A 20506-nucleotide genomic window follows, 5' to 3' on the forward strand; every position below is an offset into this window, starting at 1 on the left:
TCCCACCCCGAGCGGTCGGATTCACGGGACGGCGCCGCTGGGGTCACCGCACCGATTCCCGCCCATCGTATGTTCGATCGCCCGGGTTCGCTCCGGTATACGGCAGGGACGGCCCGGGTTCGCCGGCCACTCCTTGATCTCCTCCTTCGCGGGTAGGGGATGGGCATGATCAGCACGGACTGATCGGTACGTGGGGGAGACTGGCCCCGCGGACGCGGACGACGAGGAGGCCCGAGGCGTGACACGCCCGATCACGGCAGGGGTGGACGGTACGGAGGAGAGCCTGGCCGCGCTGGACTGGGCGGCCAGGGAGGCCGTGCGCCGGGGGCTGCCGCTGCGCGTGGTGCACGCCTGGCGCTACGCCGAGACGCTCCCCACGGCCGACCGGGACACCCAGCACGGCTGGGTGTCCGATGGGGTGCGGGAGGCCGTGCGCACCGTCGCCGGCAGGGATCCTCAGCTGGAGGTGAGCGTGGACGTGCTCGAGGGCGATGTCCCGGACGCGCTGGCCGGTGCGGCCGAGCAGGCCGAGCTGCTGGTGCTGGGTTCCCGTGGGCACGGCCGGGTGATGGGCTTCCTGCTGGGTTCGGTCGGCCAGCAGGTGATCGCCGAGGCGACCCGGCCCGTGGTCCTGGTCCGCGCCGGCGACCGCCCGGCGGCGGAGGCCGCCGGGCGGGACGTCCTGGTCGGCCAGCACGGCGATGCGGAGGACAGCGCGCAGACGCTGCGGTTCGCGTTCGAGACGGCGGCCGCGCGCGGTGCCACCGTCCGCGCGGTGCGCGCCTGGACGCTGCCCCCGGTCTTCGCCTACAGCCCGGGCTCGCTTAAACTCCTGGACGAGGCGGGTGGCCTGGAGCCGTACGAGAAGCAGGCCCTGGCCGACGCGCTGCGCCCGTGGCGGGAGCGCTTCCCGCAGGTGCCGGTCGCCGAGCACGTCGAGATGGGCAGCGCCGCGCAGGTGTTGCTGTCGCTGGCCGGCCGGGCCCAGCTGATGGTCGTCGGCAGGCGGGCCCGCCGTACGGCCGTGGGCGCCCGGATCGGCTCGGTGGCGCACGGCGTGCTGCACCACGCCGAGTGTCCGGTGGCCGTGGTCCCGCACGGGTGACCTACCCGGGTGTCGTCGGCTCCAGGGTGGTGCGCGCCCTGGGCAGGACGTTGTCGATGTAGTCGGCGACGGCGGTGTCCAGGCCGATGTCGTGCTGAGCCCGTTCCGACAGGTACCAGCGGTGCTCCAGCAGCTCGTGGTAGATCTCGGCCGGGTCCATGGACCCGCGCAGCTCCAACGGCACTGCGCGCACGGTGGGCCGGAACACGTCCCGCACCCAGCGGTGGGCGAGCACCTCGGGGCGGGCGGCGAGGGGGTCACCGGGCGCGTGGTCGTCCTGGGTGGCCATCCAGCTCTCCAGGTCGTTGAGCAGCCGCCGCGCCTGGTTCTCCTCGGCGTCGAGGCCGGTGAGCCGCAGCAGCTGCCGCTGGTGGTGGCCGGCGTCGACGACCTTGGGCACGAAGGTGACCGTGTCGCCGTTCGAGGAGTGCTCGATCTGCATCTCGGCCACGTCGAAGCCGAGCTCGTTGAGCCGGCGTATCCGGCGTTCTATGTAGTGGTACTTGCCGGCCGGGTACACCGAGGTGCGGGTCAGTTCCTGCCACAGGCCGGCGTAGCGGGTGCAGATCTCGTGCCCGAACTCGACGGGGTCGACGGAGGGGTGCAGCGCCCCGGACGCCTCCAGGTCCAGCAGCTCGCCGCTGATGTTCACCCGGGCCAGGTCGAGGTCGTAGTCCCGCTGCCCGGGGCTGAGCCGGGGGTGCAGGTCGCCGGTCTCGGCGTCCACCAGGTACGCGGCGTAGGCGCCCGCGTCCCGCCGGAAGAGGGTGTTGGACAGCGAGCAGTCGCCCCAGGCGAACCCGCTCAGGTGCAGCCGTACCAGCAGCACGGCGAGGGCGTCCATCAGCCGGTGCATGGTCGCCGGGCGCATGGTGGTCTCGAACATCGAGCGGTACGGCATCGAGCCGCCCAGATGCCGGGTGATCAGCACCGGTTCCAGCGGAGCGCCGGCGCCGTCGGTGCGGCCGGTGACCACGGCGAGCGGGTCGACGGCCGGGATGCCCAGCCGGTCGAGGTCGCGCAGCAGCTCGTACTCGCGCAGTGCGGGCCGTTCGGCCAGCTCCTTGACGGCGATCACCTCGTCGCCGGCGCGGGCGTAGCGCACGACGTGCCGGGAGATGCCCCGGGGGAGGGGCACGAGGAACTCCTCGGGCCACTTCTCCAGGGGTACGTCCCAGGGCAGTTCGAGCAGGACCGCGGGATGCTCCGGGTTCGTGGCGCTGATCTGCAATGCCATGGGACGAACCCTAAGGCAGGTGCCGTCCGCTACTTGGCGTACGTCTGCCCGCATGACCTCCCCGAGGTCCCGGCGGCCGGTCGTCGGGGAACGGCCAACCGGATGCCGCGCCCGCGTTAGCGAGCGGACCGCCGGACGCGTCACCGCACCCCGTGCGGGCGGAACTGGACGCTGATCCGCGGACCCGCCGCGTGGGCGGTCTTGGGCACGCAGTGCTCCCAGGTCCGCTGGCAGGAGCCGCCCATCACGATGAGGTCGCCGTGCCCGAGCGGCCGCCGGACGGCCGAGCCGCCGCCTCCCACGGGACGCAGCAGCAGATCACGGGGAGCGCCGACGGACAGGATCGCGACCATCGTGTCCTGGCGGGCGCCGCGCCCGATCCGGTCGCCGTGCCAGGCGACGCTGTCCCGGCCGTCGCGGTAGAAGCACAGGCCGGCGGTGGTGAACGGCTCGCCCAGCTCCTCGGCGTAGCGGGTGGACAGGGCGTCCCTTGCCTCGGTGAGCACGGGGTGCGGCAGCGGGTCGTGCGCGGCGTAGAAGGCGAGCAGCCGCGGGACGGCCACCACGTTGTCGTACATCTTGCGGCGCTCCGCCCGCCAGGGGACCTCGGCCGCCAGCTCTTCGAAGAGGGTGTCCGCGCCGCTCAGCCAGCCCGGGAGTACGTCGATCCAGGCGCCGGAGCCCAGCTCGGTCCGGCGCAGCCCGTCGAGCGGGCCGAGCCGTAGCTCGTCGGTCTGGTCGAACAGGGAGCCCTGGAGGTGCGTGGCCATGGGCCCAGCGTACTCCGTAATCGAAAATATGTTCCCAGTGAAGGGTTCGTGCGCCGGCGGGCGAGCCGGCCCGGACCGGCGGGACCCTTTCGATACATCGGTGTATCGGATACATTCCCGTATCGAGAGGGAGGTCCCGCCATGACGGCCAAGGACGACACGGCCCCGCGCGTCACCAGGCGGCGGGCCAGGACCCGGGCGAACCTGCTCGACGCCGCCTTCGCGGTCTTCGCCGCCAAGGGGTTCGGCCGGGTCTCCATCGAGGAGGTCTGCGAGGCCGCCGGCTACAGCCGGGGCGCCTTCTACTCCAACTTCGCCACCCTGGACGAGTTGTTCTTCGCCCTGTACCGGGAGCGGGCCGACCTCATCGCCGGCCAGGTGGCCGACGCGCTCGCGCAGGACGGGCCCGACCTGGACGTCCCGGCCTCCGTGGACCGGGTGACCGAGGTCCTGCTGCTCGACGTGGACTGGCTGCTCGTCAAGACCGACTTCCTGGTGCACGCGGCCCGCGATCCGGCCGTCGCCCAGGCCCTCCTCGACCACCGCGCCCGGCTGCGCGAGGCCGTCGCCGACCGCCTCGGCCGGGCCCGGGGCCACACCGAACTGCCCGCCGTGCTCGGCGACGCCGACGGCGCCGCCCGCGCGGTGGTCGCGGCCTACGACGGCGTCACCACCCAGCTCCTGCTGGACAAGGACGTCGACGCCGCCCGCGGCTGGCTGAAGCAACTGCTCACCGCCCTGCTGACCGACGGCAGCGGCACCCCCGAATGAGTCGCGGACGGAAGGACACGGAGCCCATGGCCGCCATGGACGCGGACGTCATCGTCGTCGGAGCGGGCCTCGCCGGCCTGGTCGCGGCGCACGAACTCAACCGCCAGGGCCGCAGGGTCGCCCTGGTCGACCAGGAGAACGCCGCCAACCTCGGCGGCCAGGCGTTCTGGTCCTTCGGCGGGCTCTTCCTCGTCGACTCGCCCGAGCAGCGCCGACTCGGCATCAAGGACTCCCTCGACCTCGCCTGGAACGACTGGCAGGGCAGCGCGCGGTTCGACCGGCTCGCCGACGAGGACTCCTGGGCGGTGCGCTGGGCCCGCGCCTACGTCGAGTGGGCGGCCGGTGAGAAGCGCTCCTGGCTGCGCGGGCACGGCATCGAACTGCTGCCCACCGTCGGCTGGGCCGAGCGCGGCGACCTCAGGGCCGGCGGCCACGGCAACTCCGTGCCCCGCTTCCACATCGCCTGGGGCACCGGCACCGGCGTGGTCGGCCCCTTCGTCGAGTACGCCCGGCAGGCGGCCCGGGACGGACTGCTCACCTTCCACCACCGCCACCGGGTCGACGAACTGGTCATCGAGGACGGCACGGCGCGCGGAGTGCGGGGCACCGTCCTCGCCGCGGACGACTCACCGCGCGGTGCCCCCTCCGGCCGCGAGCGCGCCGGCGACTTCGAACTCACCGCCCGGGCCGTGATCGTCACCAGCGGCGGCATCGGCGCCGACCACGACATCGTCCGCCGCTACTGGCCGGAACGGCTCGGCACACCCCCCGCCGAGATGGTCACCGGCGTCCCCGCCTACGTCGACGGCCGGATGCTCGACATCAGTGCCGAAGCCGGTGTGCGCCTGGTCAACCGGGACCGCATGTGGCACTACACCGAGGGCCTGCAGAACTGGGACCCGATCTGGCCCGGCCACGGCATCCGCATCCTGCCGGGCCCGTCCTCCATCTGGCTCGACGCCCTCGGGCGCCGGCTGCCCGACCCGTGCCTGCCCGGCTACGACACCCTCGGTACGCTCGAGTACCTGCGCACCACCGAGGACATCGCCGGCCACGACCACTCCTGGTTCATCCTCACCCGGAAGATCATCGAGAAGGAGTTCGCGCTCTCCGGCTCCGAGCAGAACCCGGACATCACCGCCAAGGACCGCAAGGCCGTGCTGCGCGACCGGCTGCTGGGCAAGGGCGCCCCGGCCCCGGTGCGGGCCTTCCTGGACAAGGGCGCCGACTTCGTCACCGCGGGCACCCTGGAGCGACTGGTGGAGAAGATGAACGCCCTCACCGCCGAGCCGCTGCTGGACGCGGCCGAGGTACGCCGGCAGATCGAGGCCCGCGACCTGCAGATGGCCAACCCCTACAGCAAGGACTCCCAGGTCCAGGGCATCCGCAACGCGCGCCGCTACATCGGTGACCGGCTCGGCCGGGTCGCCTCACCGCACCGCATCCTCGACCCGGAGGCGGGCCCGCTGATCGGCGTCCGGCTGCGCGTGCTCACCCGCAAGACGCTCGGCGGCATCCAGACCGACCTCGACTCCCGGGCCCTCGGCACCGACGGCACCCCCATCGAGGGGCTGTACGCGGCGGGCGAGGTGGCGGGCTTCGGCGGCGGCGGCGTCCACGGCTACAACGCCCTGGAGGGCACCTTCCTCGGCGGCTGCCTCTTCTCGGGCCGCGCGGCGGGACGGGCGGCGGCGAAGCAGACGGGCTGAGGACGAGCCGGGCCGGAACCGCGGGGCCGCTCTCAGCCCCGCACCAGCTCCACCAGCACGGAGGCGTGGCTCTGCTCCGGTGTCTTGGACGCCGTGAGCAGTGTCACCCGGCCCTCGCGTACCGACTTCCGCAGCCCGTCGAGGAGTTCGGCGGCCTCGGGAGCGGCGAGTTCGGCCTCGTAGCGGCCGCGGAACTCCTCGAACGAGCCCTCCGGGCCGTGGAACCACTTGCGCAGCTCGTTCGACGGGGTGAGTCCCTTCGGCCACTCGTCCACCCGGGCCTCGTCCTTGGACACCCCGCGCGGCCACAATCGGTCCACCAGGACGCGCAGTCCGTCGTCCGCCTCCGGCGGTTCGTAGACACGGCGCACGCGCACGCTCACGGTGGGCCCCTCTCGGGTCGCGGACGGTACTGGGAGCGTACTGCCGCGCAGGCGGCCCACCTGGCGGCGACGCGGCGTGACTTGACCGGAAAGAGGGCGAAACCGGATCGGGTCCGCGCCTACTCTTCTGGCGAAACGATCTTTCGCCCCCCCCAGGAGGAGTGCCCGTGACGCCACCGCGCAGACAGGTCCCCAGCCGACGTACCGCAGTTCTCCGCCGCGAGGCGGTCCTCGCCACCGTCCCCGTCGCCGTGGCGGCACTGCTCGGGGCGGCCGGCCCCGCGGCGGCCGGCACGACCGGCGCCGCCGGCGCGGGCGACCCCTACTTCCCGCTCAGCGGCAACGGCGGCTACCACGTCGGCCACTACGACCTGACGCTTCGTTACGACACCGGCTCCCGGCACCTGGACGGCACGGCCGTCCTCACCGCCCGCGCCACCCAGCGGCTCACCCGCTTCGACCTGGACCTCTCGGGCCTGAAGGTCACCGGCGTCACCGTCGGCGGCCGCCGCGCGGCCTACCGCCACGACGGCCAGGAACTCGTCGTCACCCCGCCGCACACCCTGCGCGCGGGCCAGCGGTTCCGGGTCGCCGTCTCCTACCACGGCACCCCCGGCCCGGTCACCGACCCGGACGGCTCGGCGGACGGCTGGATCCCCACCGACGACGGGGCGTTCGTCGCCGGGGAGCCGCAGGGCGCGATGACCTGGTTCCCGGCGAACAACCACCCCAAGGACAAGTCGTCGTACGACTTCACGATCACGGTCCCCGAGGGACGTACCGCCGTCGCCAACGGCGTCCTGCGCGGTACGCGCACCGCGCACGGCCGCACCACCTTCCGCTGGCACCAGGCCGAGCCCATGGCCGCCTACCTGGCCACCGCCACCGTCGGCAAGTTCGAGGTCGAGCGGTACACGACCCGCGACGGTGTCCAGGTGTACAACGCCGTCGACCCGCGGGAGGCGCGCGCTGCGGCCCCCGTGCTGAAGAAGCTGCCCTCCGTGCTGAAGTGGGAGAGCAAGCTGTTCGGGCCGTACCCGTTCCGGGCCGCCGGCTCGGTCGTCGACCACGCGCCCGACGTCGGCTACGCCCTGGAGACCCAGAGTCGGCCCCTCTACGACTCGGCGCCCGACGTGAGCACCCTGGTCCACGAGAACGCCCACCAGTGGTTCGGCGACTCGGTCTCGCTGACCGCCTGGAAGGACATCTGGCTCAACGAGGGCTTCGCGACCTACGCCGAGTGGCTCTACGCGGAACAGCACGGCGGCGACAGCGCGCAGAAGGCGTTCGACGCCCTCTACGCACGTCCCGCGAGCGACCGTCTGTGGGCCTTCCCGCCCGGTGATCCGGGCAGTGGGGAGAACATCTTCGACACCCCCGTCTACGCCCGTGGCGCGATGACCCTGCACGAGCTGCGCCGGGCCGTCGGCGACCGGGACTTCTTCCGGATCCTGCGTGCCTGGGCGGCCGCGCACCGGACCGGGCACGGCACGACGGCCCAGTTCACCGGGCTCGCCGAGCGGGTGTCCGGCAAGAAGCTGGACGGCCTGTTCCACACCTGGCTGTACGAGCGGGGCAAGCCCAGCCGCTCCTAGCCGAGTTCGCACCGCCGGGGCAGGTCCGCCCCGGCGGTGCGAAGGTGGGCACCGTCCCCGGCGCCCGGCCCCGTCCCCGGCGTCGGGTTCAGCCGGAGCGTTGCCGGGAGCGGGCGCGACGCCTGAGCGCGCGGCGCTCCACCTCGGTCGTGCCGCCCCAGACACCGATGCTCTGGCCCGTGTCCAGGGCCCAGTCCAGACACTGCTCCCGTACCGGGCAGCCCTCGCACACCGCCTTCGCCTGCTGTGCCTGCACCTGCGAAGGCCCGGTGGTGCCGATCGGGAAGAAGAGGTCGGGGTCCTCGTGACGGCACGCGGCATGTTCGCGCCAGTTGTCCATCGAAGTCTCCTCGGGTCTGAGTCGTCCGTGCCAGTCGAATGCGTGCTTCCACTTCGGGTGACCGGTCGGGACGGCATGAAACAGGGAGCCGCGGGATCGGATGGCGCGGGCCGCGTCCGGGTCACTGCTCGCGCATGCCCCACGGGGAGCCGTACGCGGTCAGCAAGTTGAGGAACGGCCCGGCGGGGAAGGCCTCCGGGCCGAGCACGCCCGTGCCCGACCAGGCACCGGTGGCGAGGAGTTCGAGGGCGACGACCGGATTGACCGCCGTCTGCCACACCACCGCCTGACACCCGTACTCCGCCATGGACCACTGGTTGTCGACCACGTGATACAGGTACACCTCGCGCGGCGCCCCGTCCTTCGTGCCGCGCACCCAGGTGCCCGCGCAGGTCTTGCCGCGCATCCGCTCGCCCAGCGTCGCCGGGTCCGGCAGGCACGCGGCGACGACGTCCCGCGGTGAGACCGCGACCGGTCCGTCGGGGCCCGGCACGGTCACCGGTTCGGTGCGGTCAAGTCCCAGGCGGTGCAGGGTCTTCAGCGTCTCGACGAACTCCCGGCCCAGCCCGTACTTGAAGGTGACGCGGTCCGCGCCGACCCAGCGCGGCATCAGCAGCACCTCCTCGTGCTCCACGTTCACGCACTCCACCGGCCCGATCCCCTCGGGGAAGTCGAACACCTCGGGCTCGCTGAACGGGGCGGTGGTGAACCAGCCCCGCCCGGTCTCGTACACGACCGGCGGGTTCAGGCACTCCTCGATGGTGGTCCAGATGCTGAAGGAGGGCGCGAAGTCATAGCCGTCCACGGTGAGATCGGCGCCGTCGCGGACGCCGATCTCCTCGACGGTGTCGAAGAGTTCGACGGCGGCGTAGCGGGCGAACACGTCCGACAAACCGGGTTCCACCCCCATGCCGACCAGGGCGAGGGCGCCCGCCTTCTCCCACTCCCCGGCCAGCGCGAACTGCTCGTCGCCCAGCTTGACCCCGCACTCCTCGTACGGCCGCTCGGGGTGCGGCCGGGACAGCGACATCGCCATGTCGACATAGGTCGCGCCGGCCGCGCGTGCCGCGCGGAACAGGGGCATCACGAACCGCGGGTCGGTGGCGTTGAGCAGCACGTCGCAGCCGTGCCGGGCGAGCAGCGCGGCGACCTGGGCCTCGTCGCCCGCGTCCACCTGTTCGGCGCGGAACCGGGTCCCGGCCGCGCCGAGGGCCACGACCGCCGCCTCGGCCCGGGCGGGGTCGTAGTCGGCGACCACCATCACGTCGAGGAACGGACGCCGGGCCGCGATCCGGGTGATGGCGGTGCCGACCCCACCGGCTCCCACGAGCAGTACACGCATGACGGAAACTCCCTGCCTGACACGAACGACAACGGTCACGAACGACAACGGAACATCGGGGCAGGCGCGCCTTGCCCGGAATCCAACGCCGGACGGTGGCGTAAGGTCAATGGCGTTGGCATAAGCCGGACGGAGGCAGGAAGGAGCGATCGTGCCCAAGCCCGTCGTGCCCGAGGAGAAGCGCCGCCGGCGTCGTCCGACCCGCGGCGGCACCGTGCTGTCCGAGGAACTGATCGTCGCGACCGCGCTCCGGCTGCTGCGCGAGCACGGCAGCACCGGGCTCACCGCCCGCCGCCTCGGTCTCGCCCTGGACTGCGATCCCAGCACGCTGTACCGGTACTTCCGGGGCATGGACGAGCTGACCCTGGCCATCGGCGACGCGCTCATCGGCGAGGCGCTGGCCGGCTGGGAGCCGACCGGACGGTGGCGGGCGGACCTGCGGACGATCGGGCTGCGCATCCACGGCGTGTACGTCGCGCACCCGCAGGCGGCGCTGCTCACCGCCAACCGGGTCACCGGCCGCGCCCATGAGCTGGCCGCCGACGAGGCGGTGCTGGACGTCCTGCGCTCGGCCGGGTTCTCCCTGCCGGAGACGGTCCGCGTCTACCACGCCTTCATCGACCAGACACTGGCCTTCGCCGCCCTGGACTCCGCGTCACTGGCCCTGCCCAGCGCCTCCCAGCGCGCCGACGAGGACAAGTGGCACTCCACCTACGCCCGCCTGCCCCACGACACCCACCCCCGCATCGCCGAGGCGGCCCCGCTGCTGGCCCGGCGCATGGTCACCAGCGCCTATCCGACGGCGCTGGAGATGCTGCTGGACAGCGCGGCCGGGCGGCTCGGCGCCCAGCGGCCCTGACGCCCCGGCCCGCGCCCGCCGTCCGCCCGATCACCGGCGCAGCGCCCGGGCGGCCGTCCGCGTAACCGCCTCGGCCAGGGCCGCAAGGGCGGGGGAGTCGAGCTTCCACTGCTGCCAGTACAGGGTGACGTCCACGCTCCGGTCCGGGGCCAGCAGGACCAGGCGGCCCGCGGCCAGCAGCGGACCGGCCTGGGCCTCCGGGAGCATGCCCCAGCCCAGTCCCGCGGCGACCGCGTCGGCGAAGCCCTCGGAGGTGGGCACGTGGTGCCGCAGCGAACTCGCGGCCCCGCGGCCCAGCCGTCGGACGAAGCCGTCCTGGAAGTCGTCCTTGCGGTCGAAGACCACGACGGGGGCATCGGGCAGCAGATCCTGAAGAGGGCCGTCCAGATACCGCTCGGCGAACTCCGGCGCGGCGGCCGGCAGATAGCGCATCCGGCCCAGCGCACGGACCGAGCAGCCCGGCACCGGGTCGGGCGAGGAGGTCACCGCGGCCATCACCAGCCCCTCCCGCAGCAGCGCCGCCGTATGGGCCTCGTCCTCCCGGTGCAGCTCGAAACAGATCCCGGGCACCTGGGTGAGGGCCCGGAGGAACCAGGTCGCCAGCGAGTCCGCGTTCACCGCGACGGACACCCGCGTCGGCTCCCCGGCGCCGCTCAGCCCCAGCTCGCCGCGCGCGTCCCGCTCCAGCCGGGCCAATTGCCGGGCGAACCGCACCAGCACCGCCCCGGACTCCGTCGGCCGCACCGGCTTGGTGCGCTGGAGCAGCACCCGGCCGGTGCGCTGCTCCAGCGCCTTGACCCGCTGACTGACCGCCGACGGCGTCAGCCGCAGGGCCGCGGCCGCGGCGTCGAAGGTGCCCTCGTCCACCACGGCGAGCAGCGTCCGTACCTGCTCCAGGGGAAGCTCCGTCATCACGAGCGCTAATGCTACGTAAAAATCTTTAGCTGTACGTCCACTGATCGCTTGTCTAGCGTCGAGTGCATGAACCACGCCCTGACCGCCGCGGCCGCCGGATTCGGCACCGGGCTCTCCCTGATCGTCGCCATCGGTGCCCAGAACGCCTTCGTCCTGCGACAGGCGGTGCGCCGGGACGCCGTGCTCGCGGTGGTCGGGATCTGCGCCCTGTCCGACGCGCTGCTCATCGCGCTGGGGGTCGGCGGGGTGGGCGCGGTCGTGGTGGCCTGGCCGGGCGCGGTGCGGGCCGTAGGGATCGTGGGCGGCGCGTTCCTGCTGTGCTACGGCGCGCTCGCCGCCCGCCGCGTCCTGAGGCCCGGCGGCGGACTGCGGACGGAGGGCGAGGCGGCGGGCTCCCGGCGGCGGGCGGTGCTCACCTGCCTGGCGATGACCTGGCTCAACCCGCACGTCTACCTGGACACCGTGTTCCTGCTCGGCTCCCTCGCCGCCGACCGGGGCCCGCTGCGCTGGACCTTCGGCCTCGGCGCGGCCCTGGCCAGCCTCTGCTGGTTCGCCGCTCTCGGCTTCGGTGCCCGGCTGCTCGGTCGGCTCCTCGCCCGGCCCACCGCCTGGCGGGTCCTGGACGGCCTGGTCGCGGCCACCATGCTGGCGCTCGGCGCCACCCTGGTCCTCGACGCCTGAGGGTTCCCGACACCCGCGAACAGTGGCGGAAGACGTGGTTAGGCAGCCTCAGGAGTTCCTGCGATAGTGGGCCCTCGAATCGAAAGATGTATCGAGCAACCTCTGACGAGCGACCAGGAACCCCGTGGACACGAGCGAGAGCAGCGGTACCGAACCGAAGACCACCGGCGCCGCGGCCGGGACCACCGATGCCGGCACCCCCGCCGCGCCGGCCCCGCCCGGGCGCGGCTGGCGCCGCTGGGCGATGGACACCCGGCCGCTGCGCATCCCGGCCTTCCGGCGGCTGTGGTCGTCGACCATCGTCACCGCCGTCGGCAGCCAGCTGACCGCCGTCGCCGTGCCCAAGCAGATCTACGACATCACCCACTCCTCGGCCTGGGTCGGCTACGCGAGCATCGCCGGTCTGGTGCCCATGGTCGTGTTCGCGCTGTGGGGCGGGGCGGTCGCCGACACGGTGGACCGGCGCAAGCTGCTGCTGGTCACGAACGCCGGGATCGCCTTGACCTCGGTGCTGTTCTGGGCGCAGGCCGTCACGGGCCTGGACTCCGTCGTGGTGCTCATGCTGCTGCTCGCGCTGCAACAGGCGTTCTTCGGTCTCAACTCACCGGCCCGCAACGCCTCCATCGCCCGCCTGGTGCCGGCCGGGGAACTGCCCGCCGCGAACGCGCTCGGCTCCACCGTCATGCAGACGGGCCTGGTCGCGGGGCCGCTGCTGGCCGGTGTGCTGATCCCGGTCATCGGGCTGCCCGAGCTGTACCTGATCGACGCGCTGGCCCTGTGCGTCACCGTGTGGGCGGTGTTCCGGCTGCCCGCGCTGCCGCCGCTCGGCGAACGGCCCGCCCGGCGGGCCGGGGTGCGCGAGATCGTGGCCGGCTTCCGGTACATCTCCGGGCACAAGGTGCTGCTGTTGTCGTTCCTCGCCGACATCGTGGCCATGGTCCTCGGCATGCCCCGAGCCCTGTTCCCGCAGCTCGCCGCGGTGACCTACGCCCCCTGGGGGGCGGGCCTGGCACTCGGCGTGCTGTTCGCCGGAATCCCGGTCGGCGCGGTGCTCGGCGGACTGTTCTCCGGCGTCTTCTCGCGGGCGCGGCGGCACGGCTGGATGGTCATCGGCGCGGTCGTCGGCTGGGGCGTGGCCGTCGCCGGGTTCGGGCTGAGCGGCGACCTCTGGGTGGCCTTCGCCTTCCTCGCCGCCGCCGGTCTGGCCGACATGATCTCCATGGTGTTCCGCGGGGCCATCCTGCTCTCCGCCGCCACCGACGACATGCGCGGCCGGATGCAGGGCGTGTTCACCGTGGTGGTCGCGGGCGGTCCGCGCCTGGCCGACGTGCTGCACGGCACCGCGGGCTCGGCGTTCGGTCCCCGGGCCGCGGTGGCGGGCGGCGGAGCGCTGGTCGTGGTGGTGATGCTGGCGCTGGCCGCCGCGGTACCGGCCCTGCGCCGCTACCGGATCTGACGCGGCGGGTCACGGGGCCCGTACGGCGGCCGTCCCGGCCGGCTCACAGCGGTCCGCGCCGGCGGACCGCGTACTGGTCCATGAGCTTGCCCCGGGTGGTCTCCAGCCGGTGGGCGAGGATCTCGGCGACCGTCCGTACCAGGGACAGCCCGAGCAGGGGGTCCTCCACGCTCAGCGCGAGCACCGACGGCCCGTCGAACTCGTAGGCCCGTACGTTGCTGAAGGCCACCGCGCCGAAGTCCCACTGGTACGGCGGGAACAGCCAGGACCAGCCGAGCATGTCGCCCGCGCCCAGCGTGGCCACGGTGACCCGTTGCCGTGACGTGACCTGCTGGTCCAGATGGACCGCGCCCGAGCGGATCACCCAGAAGCGGTCGGCGGTGCCGCCCGGCTCGAAGATCCGGGAGTCCTCCGGGAAGGAGACCTCCTTGGCCAGCTCCATCAGCCGCTCACGTTGCGCCTGCGGCAGGGCGGTCAGCAGTTTTATCGCTTTGGTCATGGCGCGGGACTCCTCGCCGGCGGCGGTCGGGGTGTGTGTTCCCCAAGCCCATTTCAGCCGCTGCCGCCGTCCCGGGCACCTCGAAGGAGCGGCCCATGCCCCAGGACGTGTTTCCGGGCATGAAAAAGCCCTGGCTGGACGGGGGAGGCCAGCCAGGGCCGTACGCGGTGGTGATGGAGGACGGTTCCGGTCGACCCCGTCACCACGTATGTATGAACGATAAACCATCTTGCGGTCGTTCGGCCAATCGGAAGCGGGTCAGGTGACCTGTTTCACGCCGTTCCGTTCCGCCGGTGCCGCGCCCGGGTCGACGATCTCCTCCAGCACGCGCAGCACGGCCTCGTACGCCCCGGCCCGGACGGACGCCTCCCGCGCCCCTTCCGGATCGGTCGCCGTCAGGCTCTGTGCCCGCTCCCGCCAGGCCCGTTCCTGGCCGGCCGCCCAGTCCTTGCCCCGCCTGATCCGCCGCAGCAGTTCATCCGCGTCCACGACATCCGTCATACGGTCCGCCTACCCGCCAGGCGCCCGGTGATGACAACGACACCGACGGTGTTTGGGGGCGCCGCGAGGGGTCAGCCGAACAGGGAGGCCCGGCGATCCGGGCAGTATCAAGGGAGGGAAGGCATGCGCGAGACGTACGGGACCGACTCCCCGGCGGGACTGCGGGAGCCGTGCCGCTCACTGCCGTGCCGGCCGGCGGACGCCCGCAGAACCGTCCAGCGGGTGGTGGCCGAGCGCTGCCGGACCTGCGCCATCCCCTGCGACGAGGACGCGCTGGACGACGTCCTGCTGGTCACCTCGGAGCTCACCACCAACGCCATCCTGCACGGCGGGGGCGTCACCGGATTCGACGTCGGCGTCGACAGCGGCGGGGTGAGCGTGTCGGTCAGCGACCGCAGCGACGAGATACCGGTGGTCGAGGCGCCCGTGGACGAGCGTGGTCGCAACCGGCTGGGAGGCCGCGGCTGGCCCATCGTGTGCCTGCTGGCACGCGACGTCAGCGTGGCCGGGCTGCCCCGCGGTGGCAAGCGGATCACCGCCGTCGTACCGCTGGGCAGATAGCGGTAGGAGAAGTTCCGTTAGCGGCGTTTGCCGCGCATGCGCAGGGGCAGACGGAACCTCGTGCTTCGGACCGGAGGCGCGCGCCCGGCGGGACGAGAACGCCGCAGGCCCCTCCGGAGGCCTGGGTTCCCGTCCCGTGGCGAACCCTGACAGCACCGTTCGGGCCAGGACCGGCAACCACGGTTCGGTCCCACGCCCGAAAAATACGTTCAGGAGCGATTCCGCATGCTGACCGACGAGTCGACAAGCCCTGCCGGCACGCCCGCCGCCACCTCGACCTCGACATCCGGGCGGCGGGCCCATGACGACGCCCCCGTCACCGCGGACCTCTTCGCCCGGCTGGCGGAGCTGGAGGACGGGCCGGAGCGGGACGCCGTGCGCGACGAACTGGTGACCGCGTGGCTGCCCATGGCCCACCGGATAGCGGGCCGCTTCCGCGACCGGGGGGAGTCCGTGGAGGACCTGCGGCAGGTGGCCGCGCTCGGGCTGGTCAAGGCCATCGACCGGTTCGACCCGTCCCGGGGGGCCTTCGAGAGCTACGCGGTGCCGACCATCACCGGCGAGGTCAAGCGGCACTTCCGGGACCGCATGTGGGCCCTGCGGGTGCCCCGCCGCGTCCAGGAGCTGCGCAACCGGGTCCGTGTGGCCCGCCGTGAGCTCACCCAGACGCCCGGCAGCCCTGAGCCCACGCCCGCCGACATCGCGGCGCACACCGGCCTCACCGAGGAGGAGGTCGTCGCGGGCATGGAGGCGCTGGAAAGCTTCAGCACCCTCTCGCTGGACGCCGAACTGGCCAGCGGAGACGACGGATACAGCCTCGCCGACACGCTCGGCGCGGCGGACGGCGCGTACGACGTCGTGGTGGACCGCGAGGCCGCCAAGGAGGGCCTGCGCCGGCTGCCCGAACGGGAGCGGGCCATCCTCTACATGCGTTTCTTCGAGGACATGACGCAGAGCCGGATCGCCGACCGGCTCGGCATCTCCCAGATGCACGTCTCCCGGCTCATCAGCCGAAGCTGCGCCCGGGTGCGCGACGAGGTGCTGGGGCAGCGTCAGGGCATCCGGAAGTCCCGGTGACCACCCGGCCCGGAGCCGGCCCGCGCCGACGGGCCCGCTCCGGGTGAACGGTCACTTCACGCGGGGCTCGGGCGTGACCCCGAGCGGACGCCCCAGGCCCGACACCGCTTCGTCCAGCCGCTGCAGATGGCGCAGCACCCGGTCGGTGACCCGGCCGTAGCGCGGGCTGCGCAGGGTGCCGGGTTCCAGCAGGGACGCGATACTGGGGCCGGTCTCGATCGTCGCCGCCGACCGCGGGTCCGCCACATGCGCGGCGATCGCCTCGATGTTCCGCACGATCCGACGGCCCGCCGTGCGCAGCCGCGGATCCGCCGCTATGGACGGGTGTGTCGGCAGCAGTTCGGCCGTGGCCGCAAGGGAACGGGAGTGGTACGCGCAGGTCTCCAGCAGCGCCATGACGTACCGGGCGGTGTCGCGGCGCGAGCGCAGCGGAGTGACCGGGTGGGTCAGCGGCTGGGTGGCCGCCCGCAGGTCGGCCAGCGCCTGGTCCAGCTCGCGCGCCTTGTCGACCAGGTCGACCGGCGGTCCGCCGCTGAGCTGGTCGGCGGCGGCACGGGTGACCTCCGCCAGCTTCCCCAGGACGTCGGCGAGCAGTTCGTTGGTGCGCCGGTCGGTGTGGATCGGCAGGACCACCGCCGCCGCGATCACCCCGCAGGCCGCGCCCAGAGCGGTCTCCTCCACCCGTAGCACCAGCACCGACAGGCTGTAGGTGTTCAGCAGCGTGTACAGCAGTCCCAGCATCGCCGTGACGAAGAACGACATCAGCGTGTACGACAGGGGCGCGGTGTAGAACATCGCGAAGACGAACAGCAGCACCAGCGCGAACGCCGTCCACGTGTGGTTCCCGACCAGTGCGGCGAGCCCGATTCCGGCCACCACGCCGAACACCGTGCCGAGCAGGCGCCGGTAGCCCTTCACCAGGATCTCGCCGGTGGACGAGGTGTTGATGAAGACGATCCAGCAGGTCAGCACCGCCCAGTACCAGCGCTGACTCGACAGCAATTCGCCGCCGGCGATGGCGAGCGCGGAACCGACCGCGACCTGCACGGCGGCCCGGGTGGTGGGCCGTCCCAGCCCGGCCGGCTCCGGCTCGCCGGCCTCGTTCTCCTCACTGCCCTCGATGGCGGCGTCCTCGGCGTCCAGTTCCTCGCGGGAGCGGGCCGTCGCCGGGGTGTCGTCGGACTCGTCCTGCGGTCCGTCCAGGGCGATGCGCAGTCCGAGCACGGCCCGTCCCGCCTCACCGATGCCCCGGAACACGTCCTGCACGGCCGGTGAGGCCTTCGGCAGGTTCTCCTCCTCGCGGTAACCGAGCAGCCGGTTGCGCAGCTGCGCCAGCGCCGTCCCCGAGGCCTCGCCGGCCGGCCGCAGGACGAGCAGGCGCAGCGCCGCCAGATCCCGGCGCAGCTGTGCCGCGGCCCCGTCGCGCACCGGCAGCTCGCCGCCGGACGGCAGGGGAGCACCGGGCAGGTGCATGGTCAGGGTGTCGGTCCGTTCGGCGCTGCGCGCGGTGAGCAGCAGCAGCCCCAGCCGCTCGGCGGCGATCTCGGCGTCCGCGATCCGGCGCTGCAGCAGCCGCGCCGTCGCCTCGTCGGCGGTGCCGTCCGCCAGCCTGCCCTGGATCATCAGCGCCGTCTCGTGCAGCCGCGCGGTACGGGTGCGCAGCTCCTGGAGCACCTTGTCGACGTCGTCGGGACCGGCGTCCAGCAGCTCGAGCTGGGTGGCGAAGAGCTGGCCCAGCCGGGCGCGGAACGCGCGCCGCAGCCGGTCCAGGGTGCCCGCCGGGGTCTGCGGCAGCAGGACGAAGCGGGCCAGGGCGGCGCAGCCGAAAGCCACGGTGATCACGACGTAGAGGGCGGGCAGCGCGGCCGGGGTCGCGTGCACGAACAGTGAGAGGAAGTAGACCTGGAAGCCGACCAGGCCCAGCGCCGTGCCGCGGTCGCCGAACCTGCGGCCGTAGACCGCGCAGAAGATGAGCACGACGAAGAACAGGTCGCCCCCCACGACCCGCTGGTTGAGCAGCGCCCCCAGCGAGACCGAGGCGAGTGCCACCGGCAGGCCCAGCGCGAGGGTGACGGCCTGCTGGGGGCGCTGCTTCTCCCGGATGGCGAAGGTCGCGACCATCGCCGCGATGGCCCCCGCGACCAGTTGCGGCACCGGCACCCGCAGCACACCCAGCACCGCCAGGGTCAGGGCGATGGCGGTCACCGTGCGCAGACCCGCGGTGAGCCTGAGCAGTCCGGGATCGGACGCGGCCAGCCGGTCCCACATCCGTGCCCACCCCGACCCAACCGCTTCCCTCACGCCGCCGCGCTCTCTCCCGTGCCAGTACTTGATCTACGAACCAGCATGGCACGAGGACCTGGACTACTCGCCCCCGGCCAGTGTGTGCGCCACCAGGGCGTTGGCGTGGCCGTGGCCGAGACCGTGCTCGTCCTTCACCCAGGCGACCAGCTCCATGTGCCGGTTCAGCGGCGAGGAGCGGATCAGCTCCTGCCACTCGCCGACCGGACGGCCGTACTTCTTCTCGATCGCGGGGAAGTAGCTCGCCGGGCCCTTCACGGTCTTCTCGGTCATGCCGGTGTCCCTCCGTGTGATGTCTCCTGATCACCGCGAAAGACCGCCGACCGGCTGGAAACCGATCGGCGGTACCCGGTGATCCCGGTCACATCAGGGGCTGCCGGTGGTCTGCCCCTCCACCCTGGCGCGCACCTGCTCCGGGGTCAGATAGGAGTCCGTGTACTCGAAGTCCTTCAGCCGGGCGGCCTTGCGCGCCTGGAAGCCGGTGCGCACGAAGTCGTCACCGGCGACCGCGTTGAGCAGCCAGTTGGTCACGACCCGCGTCTTGGCGACGTTGGTGCGAAGCGCTCCGAGGTGATAGCCGCGGGCCACCGCCTGCGCCGGGACACCGCGCAGCTCGACGCCCAGCGGCTTGGACACGGCGTCCTTGCCGCCGAGGTCGACGACGAGACCCAGGTCACGGTGCACATACGGTTCGAGCGGCTGGTCGCGCAGCGCCGCGATGACGTTGTCGGCGACCTTCTTGCCCTGGCGCAGGGCGTGCTGGGCCGTGGGCGGGCAGACCGCGCCGTCGCCCTTGGCGACGTCCGGCACGGCCGCCGAGTCGCCGAGTGCGAACACCCCGTCGTGACCGGGCAGGTTCATCTCGGCGTTCACCGCGAGCCTGCCCCGGACCGTCTCCGCGCCCAGCGTGGCGATGAGCGGGCTGGCGACCACACCGGCCGTCCAGATCAGGGTGTGGGTCGGCACCACCCGGCCGTCGGTGAAGGTGACCTCCTCCGCGCCGGCCTTGTCGATCGACACTCCCAGCGAGACGTCGATGCCGCGGCGCTTGAGGATCTCCTGGGCGCTGCGGCCGAGCTTGTCGCCCAGCTCCGGCATGAGTTTCGGCGCGATGTCGATCAGATGCCACTTGATCAGGCCCGGGTCCAGCCGCGGATAGCGCTGCACGGCCGCGTGCGTGAGCCGCTGCAGACAGGCAGCGGTCTCCGTGCCCGCATAGCCGCCGCCGACCACCACGAACTGCAGCCGCGCCGCCCGCTCGGCCGGGTCGTCGCTGGCGTCCGCGAGGTCGAGCTGCGAGATGACGTGGTCCCGGATGTACGCGGCCTCGGCGAGGGTCTTCATGCCGAAGGCGTGCTCGGTGAGCCCCGGGATGTCGAAGGTGCGGGTCACGCTGCCCGGCGCCAGCACGATGTAGTCGTACCGCTCGTTGACGATCTTGTCGGTGATGGTGCGCACGACACAGACCTTCGACTTCAGGTCCACGCCGATCGCGCCGCCCGGGATGATCCGGGTGCGGTACTTCTTGCTGCGGCGCAGCGACAGGGCGATCGACTGCGGCGTGAGCACGCCGGAGGCGACCTGGGGGAGCAGTGGGAGGTAGAGCTGATAGGCGAACGGCGTCACCAGGGTGACGTCGGCCTCGTCGGGGGTGAGTTTCCGCTCCAGGCGGCGGACGCACTCGACTCCGGCGAAGCCTGCGCCAACCACCAGGATCCTGGGTCGTGTCACGGTGTCCATCCCTCTCTGCGGCTCCAGGCGGTCCGACTTGACGTCGTTCGCCTGCCCCGGATCGCTGTGACCATCTCGATCCCATCGCTACTCGGGCCGTTCCGCGAGCCGGGTGCGGCAGGCAGACGAACGCATGGGGGGCACCGGCGTGTGTCCCCGCGGAGCCGGAGTATCCGGATCCCGCACGACTACACGTCGCCACCGGGAACGGGCCCGCGGGGGCCGTCACCAGGGCAGGAACACGTGGATGTCCTTGCCCTCGTCCTGGACCACGACGCTCACCTGGTCGCACAGCGTGTGCACCAGATGCCAGCCGATGCCGCCGCCGCCCGCGTTCGGGTGGAAGGGCCGCGGCTCGGGCCGGGTGGTGCTGGTGTCGTGCATCGTCACGTGCACCCCGTCGAAGGTGCGGCGCATGTGCAGGCCGAAGGGCCCGGGCGCGTACTGGATGACGTTGGCGGCCAGCTCCGTGACCACCAGGAGGATGTCGTCCCAGTACTCCGGCGCGGCCGGCGGGGCGTTCCGCGCCAGGTCGCACAGGAACTCCTCGGCGGCGAGCCGGGCCCCCGTGACATTGCGCAGCTCGCCCGGGAAGGAGTACGTACGCTCGTACCTCTCCTCCGAGGGCGGTGTCTCATCCCAACGCGGCTCCGTCGACATCTCGCATTCCCCG

The 20506-nt window shown here is 72.7% G+C and carries 21 protein-coding genes; 9 read left to right on the forward strand and 12 right to left on the reverse strand.

Translation table 11 applies throughout. The features are described 5' to 3' along the window. Positions 1-238 precede the first annotated feature (238 nt). Positions 239-1105: a universal stress protein gene (locus ACZ6B1_RS15485; protein WP_468778520.1), complete on the forward strand. Its 867-nt coding sequence runs from the start codon at positions 239-241 to the stop codon at positions 1103-1105. A 1-nt stretch (position 1106) separates the two neighbouring features. On the opposite strand, the gene ACZ6B1_RS15490 is transcribed toward ACZ6B1_RS15485, so the two are convergent. Then, positions 1107-2342, reverse strand: coding sequence for a DUF4032 domain-containing protein (locus tag ACZ6B1_RS15490; protein WP_468778521.1), 1236 nt, complete (start codon positions 2340-2342; stop codon positions 1107-1109). A gap of 140 nt (positions 2343-2482) precedes the next feature. Beyond that, the gene (locus ACZ6B1_RS15495; RefSeq protein WP_468778522.1) at positions 2483-3112 is read right to left on the reverse strand and encodes an alpha-ketoglutarate-dependent dioxygenase AlkB; all 630 of its coding nucleotides are present in this window, start codon (positions 3110-3112) and stop codon (positions 2483-2485) included. A 141-nt stretch (positions 3113-3253) separates the two neighbouring features. Here ACZ6B1_RS15495 and ACZ6B1_RS15500 point away from each other — a divergent pair, with 141 nt between their 5' ends. Both ACZ6B1_RS15500 and ACZ6B1_RS15505 read left to right on the forward strand, forming a co-directional pair. Beyond that, positions 3254-3883: a TetR/AcrR family transcriptional regulator gene (locus ACZ6B1_RS15500; RefSeq protein WP_468778523.1), complete on the forward strand. Its 630-nt coding sequence runs from the start codon at positions 3254-3256 to the stop codon at positions 3881-3883. A gap of 35 nt (positions 3884-3918) precedes the next feature. Next, a complete protein-coding gene (locus tag ACZ6B1_RS15505) occupies positions 3919-5592 on the forward strand; it encodes an FAD-binding dehydrogenase (RefSeq protein WP_468778583.1) in 1674 nt (557 codons plus the stop codon). Positions 5593-5624: 32 nt separating this feature from the next. Here the strand turns inward: ACZ6B1_RS15505 and ACZ6B1_RS15510 are convergent, their stop codons facing one another. After that, positions 5625-5975, reverse strand: coding sequence for a DUF488 domain-containing protein (locus tag ACZ6B1_RS15510; protein ID WP_468778524.1), 351 nt, complete (start codon positions 5973-5975; stop codon positions 5625-5627). A 167-nt stretch (positions 5976-6142) separates the two neighbouring features. Here ACZ6B1_RS15510 and ACZ6B1_RS15515 point away from each other — a divergent pair, with 167 nt between their 5' ends. Beyond that, the gene (locus ACZ6B1_RS15515; protein ID WP_468778525.1) at positions 6143-7570 is read left to right on the forward strand and encodes a M1 family metallopeptidase; all 1428 of its coding nucleotides are present in this window, start codon (positions 6143-6145) and stop codon (positions 7568-7570) included. A gap of 88 nt (positions 7571-7658) precedes the next feature. Here ACZ6B1_RS15515 and ACZ6B1_RS15520 read toward each other — a convergent pair whose 3' ends face one another. Continuing rightward, complete coding sequence (locus ACZ6B1_RS15520; protein WP_468778526.1) at positions 7659-7910, reverse strand: WhiB family transcriptional regulator; 252 nt, start codon at positions 7908-7910, stop codon at positions 7659-7661. 121 nt (positions 7911-8031) lie between these two features. Continuing rightward, positions 8032-9252 (reverse strand): saccharopine dehydrogenase family protein, encoded by a 1221-nt coding sequence (locus ACZ6B1_RS15525; protein WP_468778527.1) that lies wholly within the window; start codon positions 9250-9252, stop codon positions 8032-8034. A 151-nt stretch (positions 9253-9403) separates the two neighbouring features. Between ACZ6B1_RS15525 and ACZ6B1_RS15530 the strand changes: the two genes are divergently transcribed. Next, positions 9404-10111 carry a TetR/AcrR family transcriptional regulator gene (locus ACZ6B1_RS15530; protein ID WP_468778528.1) on the forward strand — a complete coding sequence of 236 codons (708 nt, stop codon included), beginning with the start codon at positions 9404-9406 and terminating at the stop codon, positions 10109-10111. Positions 10112-10141: 30 nt separating this feature from the next. On the opposite strand, the gene ACZ6B1_RS15535 is transcribed toward ACZ6B1_RS15530, so the two are convergent. After that, positions 10142-11026, reverse strand: coding sequence for a LysR family transcriptional regulator ArgP (locus tag ACZ6B1_RS15535; RefSeq protein ID WP_468778529.1), 885 nt, complete (start codon positions 11024-11026; stop codon positions 10142-10144). A gap of 66 nt (positions 11027-11092) precedes the next feature. Here ACZ6B1_RS15535 and ACZ6B1_RS15540 point away from each other — a divergent pair, with 66 nt between their 5' ends. Further along, on the forward strand, positions 11093-11707 hold the full coding sequence (locus tag ACZ6B1_RS15540; RefSeq protein WP_468778530.1) for a LysE/ArgO family amino acid transporter: 615 nt from the start codon (positions 11093-11095) through the stop codon (positions 11705-11707). A gap of 124 nt (positions 11708-11831) precedes the next feature. Beyond that, positions 11832-13163, forward strand: a complete 1332-nt coding sequence (locus ACZ6B1_RS15545; protein ID WP_468778531.1) for an MFS transporter — start codon at positions 11832-11834, stop codon at positions 13161-13163. A 43-nt stretch (positions 13164-13206) separates the two neighbouring features. Here ACZ6B1_RS15545 and ACZ6B1_RS15550 read toward each other — a convergent pair whose 3' ends face one another. Together ACZ6B1_RS15550 and ACZ6B1_RS15555 are read right to left on the reverse strand one after the other, a co-directional pair. Continuing rightward, positions 13207-13662 carry a cyclic nucleotide-binding domain-containing protein gene (locus tag ACZ6B1_RS15550; protein WP_351673390.1) on the reverse strand — a complete coding sequence of 152 codons (456 nt, stop codon included), beginning with the start codon at positions 13660-13662 and terminating at the stop codon, positions 13207-13209. A 258-nt stretch (positions 13663-13920) separates the two neighbouring features. After that, a complete protein-coding gene (locus ACZ6B1_RS15555) occupies positions 13921-14163 on the reverse strand; it encodes a hypothetical protein (protein ID WP_468778532.1) in 243 nt (80 codons plus the stop codon). Between the two features lie 123 nt (positions 14164-14286). Between ACZ6B1_RS15555 and ACZ6B1_RS15560 the strand changes: the two genes are divergently transcribed. Both ACZ6B1_RS15560 and ACZ6B1_RS15565 read left to right on the forward strand, forming a co-directional pair. Next, positions 14287-14724: an ATP-binding protein gene (locus tag ACZ6B1_RS15560; protein WP_468778533.1), complete on the forward strand. Its 438-nt coding sequence runs from the start codon at positions 14287-14289 to the stop codon at positions 14722-14724. Between the two features lie 225 nt (positions 14725-14949). Then, positions 14950-15801, forward strand: coding sequence for an RNA polymerase sigma factor SigF (locus ACZ6B1_RS15565; RefSeq protein WP_468778534.1), 852 nt, complete (start codon positions 14950-14952; stop codon positions 15799-15801). A 51-nt stretch (positions 15802-15852) separates the two neighbouring features. On the opposite strand, the gene ACZ6B1_RS15570 is transcribed toward ACZ6B1_RS15565, so the two are convergent. From ACZ6B1_RS15570 to ACZ6B1_RS15585, 4 genes are all read right to left on the reverse strand, one after another. Next, positions 15853-18069: an FUSC family protein gene (locus tag ACZ6B1_RS15570; protein ID WP_468778535.1), complete on the reverse strand. Its 2217-nt coding sequence runs from the start codon at positions 18067-18069 to the stop codon at positions 15853-15855. A 96-nt stretch (positions 18070-18165) separates the two neighbouring features. Next, positions 18166-18375, reverse strand: a complete 210-nt coding sequence (locus ACZ6B1_RS15575; protein WP_468778536.1) for a DUF4287 domain-containing protein — start codon at positions 18373-18375, stop codon at positions 18166-18168. A 93-nt stretch (positions 18376-18468) separates the two neighbouring features. Then, positions 18469-19842, reverse strand: coding sequence for an NAD(P)/FAD-dependent oxidoreductase (locus ACZ6B1_RS15580; protein ID WP_468778537.1), 1374 nt, complete (start codon positions 19840-19842; stop codon positions 18469-18471). Between the two features lie 216 nt (positions 19843-20058). Continuing rightward, positions 20059-20493 (reverse strand): ATP-binding protein, encoded by a 435-nt coding sequence (locus ACZ6B1_RS15585; protein WP_451208714.1) that lies wholly within the window; start codon positions 20491-20493, stop codon positions 20059-20061. Between the last annotated feature and the right edge of the window lie 13 nt (positions 20494-20506).

The sequence above is a fragment of the Streptomyces sp. NPDC041129 genome (genome assembly GCF_055592265.1).

Coding starts and splice junctions, on each gene's coding strand:
- ACZ6B1_RS15490 (WP_468778521.1), bottom strand. CDS start 2,342: ATGGCATTGCAGATCAGCGCCACGAACCCGGAGCATCCCGCGGTCCTG.
- ACZ6B1_RS15495 (WP_468778522.1), bottom strand. CDS start 3,112: ATGGCCACGCACCTCCAGGGCTCCCTGTTCGACCAGACCGACGAGCTA.
- ACZ6B1_RS15500 (WP_468778523.1), top strand. CDS start 3,254: ATGACGGCCAAGGACGACACGGCCCCGCGCGTCACCAGGCGGCGGGCC.
- ACZ6B1_RS15505 (WP_468778583.1), top strand. CDS start 3,919: ATGGACGCGGACGTCATCGTCGTCGGAGCGGGCCTCGCCGGCCTGGTC.
- ACZ6B1_RS15520 (WP_468778526.1), bottom strand. CDS start 7,910: ATGGACAACTGGCGCGAACATGCCGCGTGCCGTCACGAGGACCCCGAC.
- ACZ6B1_RS15525 (WP_468778527.1), bottom strand. CDS start 9,252: ATGCGTGTACTGCTCGTGGGAGCCGGTGGGGTCGGCACCGCCATCACC.
- ACZ6B1_RS15540 (WP_468778530.1), top strand. CDS start 11,093: ATGAACCACGCCCTGACCGCCGCGGCCGCCGGATTCGGCACCGGGCTC.
- ACZ6B1_RS15550 (WP_351673390.1), bottom strand. CDS start 13,662: ATGACCAAAGCGATAAAACTGCTGACCGCCCTGCCGCAGGCGCAACGT.
- ACZ6B1_RS15555 (WP_468778532.1), bottom strand. CDS start 14,163: ATGACGGATGTCGTGGACGCGGATGAACTGCTGCGGCGGATCAGGCGG.
- ACZ6B1_RS15560 (WP_468778533.1), top strand. CDS start 14,287: ATGCGCGAGACGTACGGGACCGACTCCCCGGCGGGACTGCGGGAGCCG.
- ACZ6B1_RS15565 (WP_468778534.1), top strand. CDS start 14,950: ATGCTGACCGACGAGTCGACAAGCCCTGCCGGCACGCCCGCCGCCACC.
- ACZ6B1_RS15570 (WP_468778535.1), bottom strand. CDS start 18,069: ATGTGGGACCGGCTGGCCGCGTCCGATCCCGGACTGCTCAGGCTCACC.
- ACZ6B1_RS15575 (WP_468778536.1), bottom strand. CDS start 18,375: ATGACCGAGAAGACCGTGAAGGGCCCGGCGAGCTACTTCCCCGCGATC.
- ACZ6B1_RS15580 (WP_468778537.1), bottom strand. CDS start 19,842: ATGGACACCGTGACACGACCCAGGATCCTGGTGGTTGGCGCAGGCTTC.
- ACZ6B1_RS15585 (WP_451208714.1), bottom strand. CDS start 20,493: ATGTCGACGGAGCCGCGTTGGGATGAGACACCGCCCTCGGAGGAGAGG.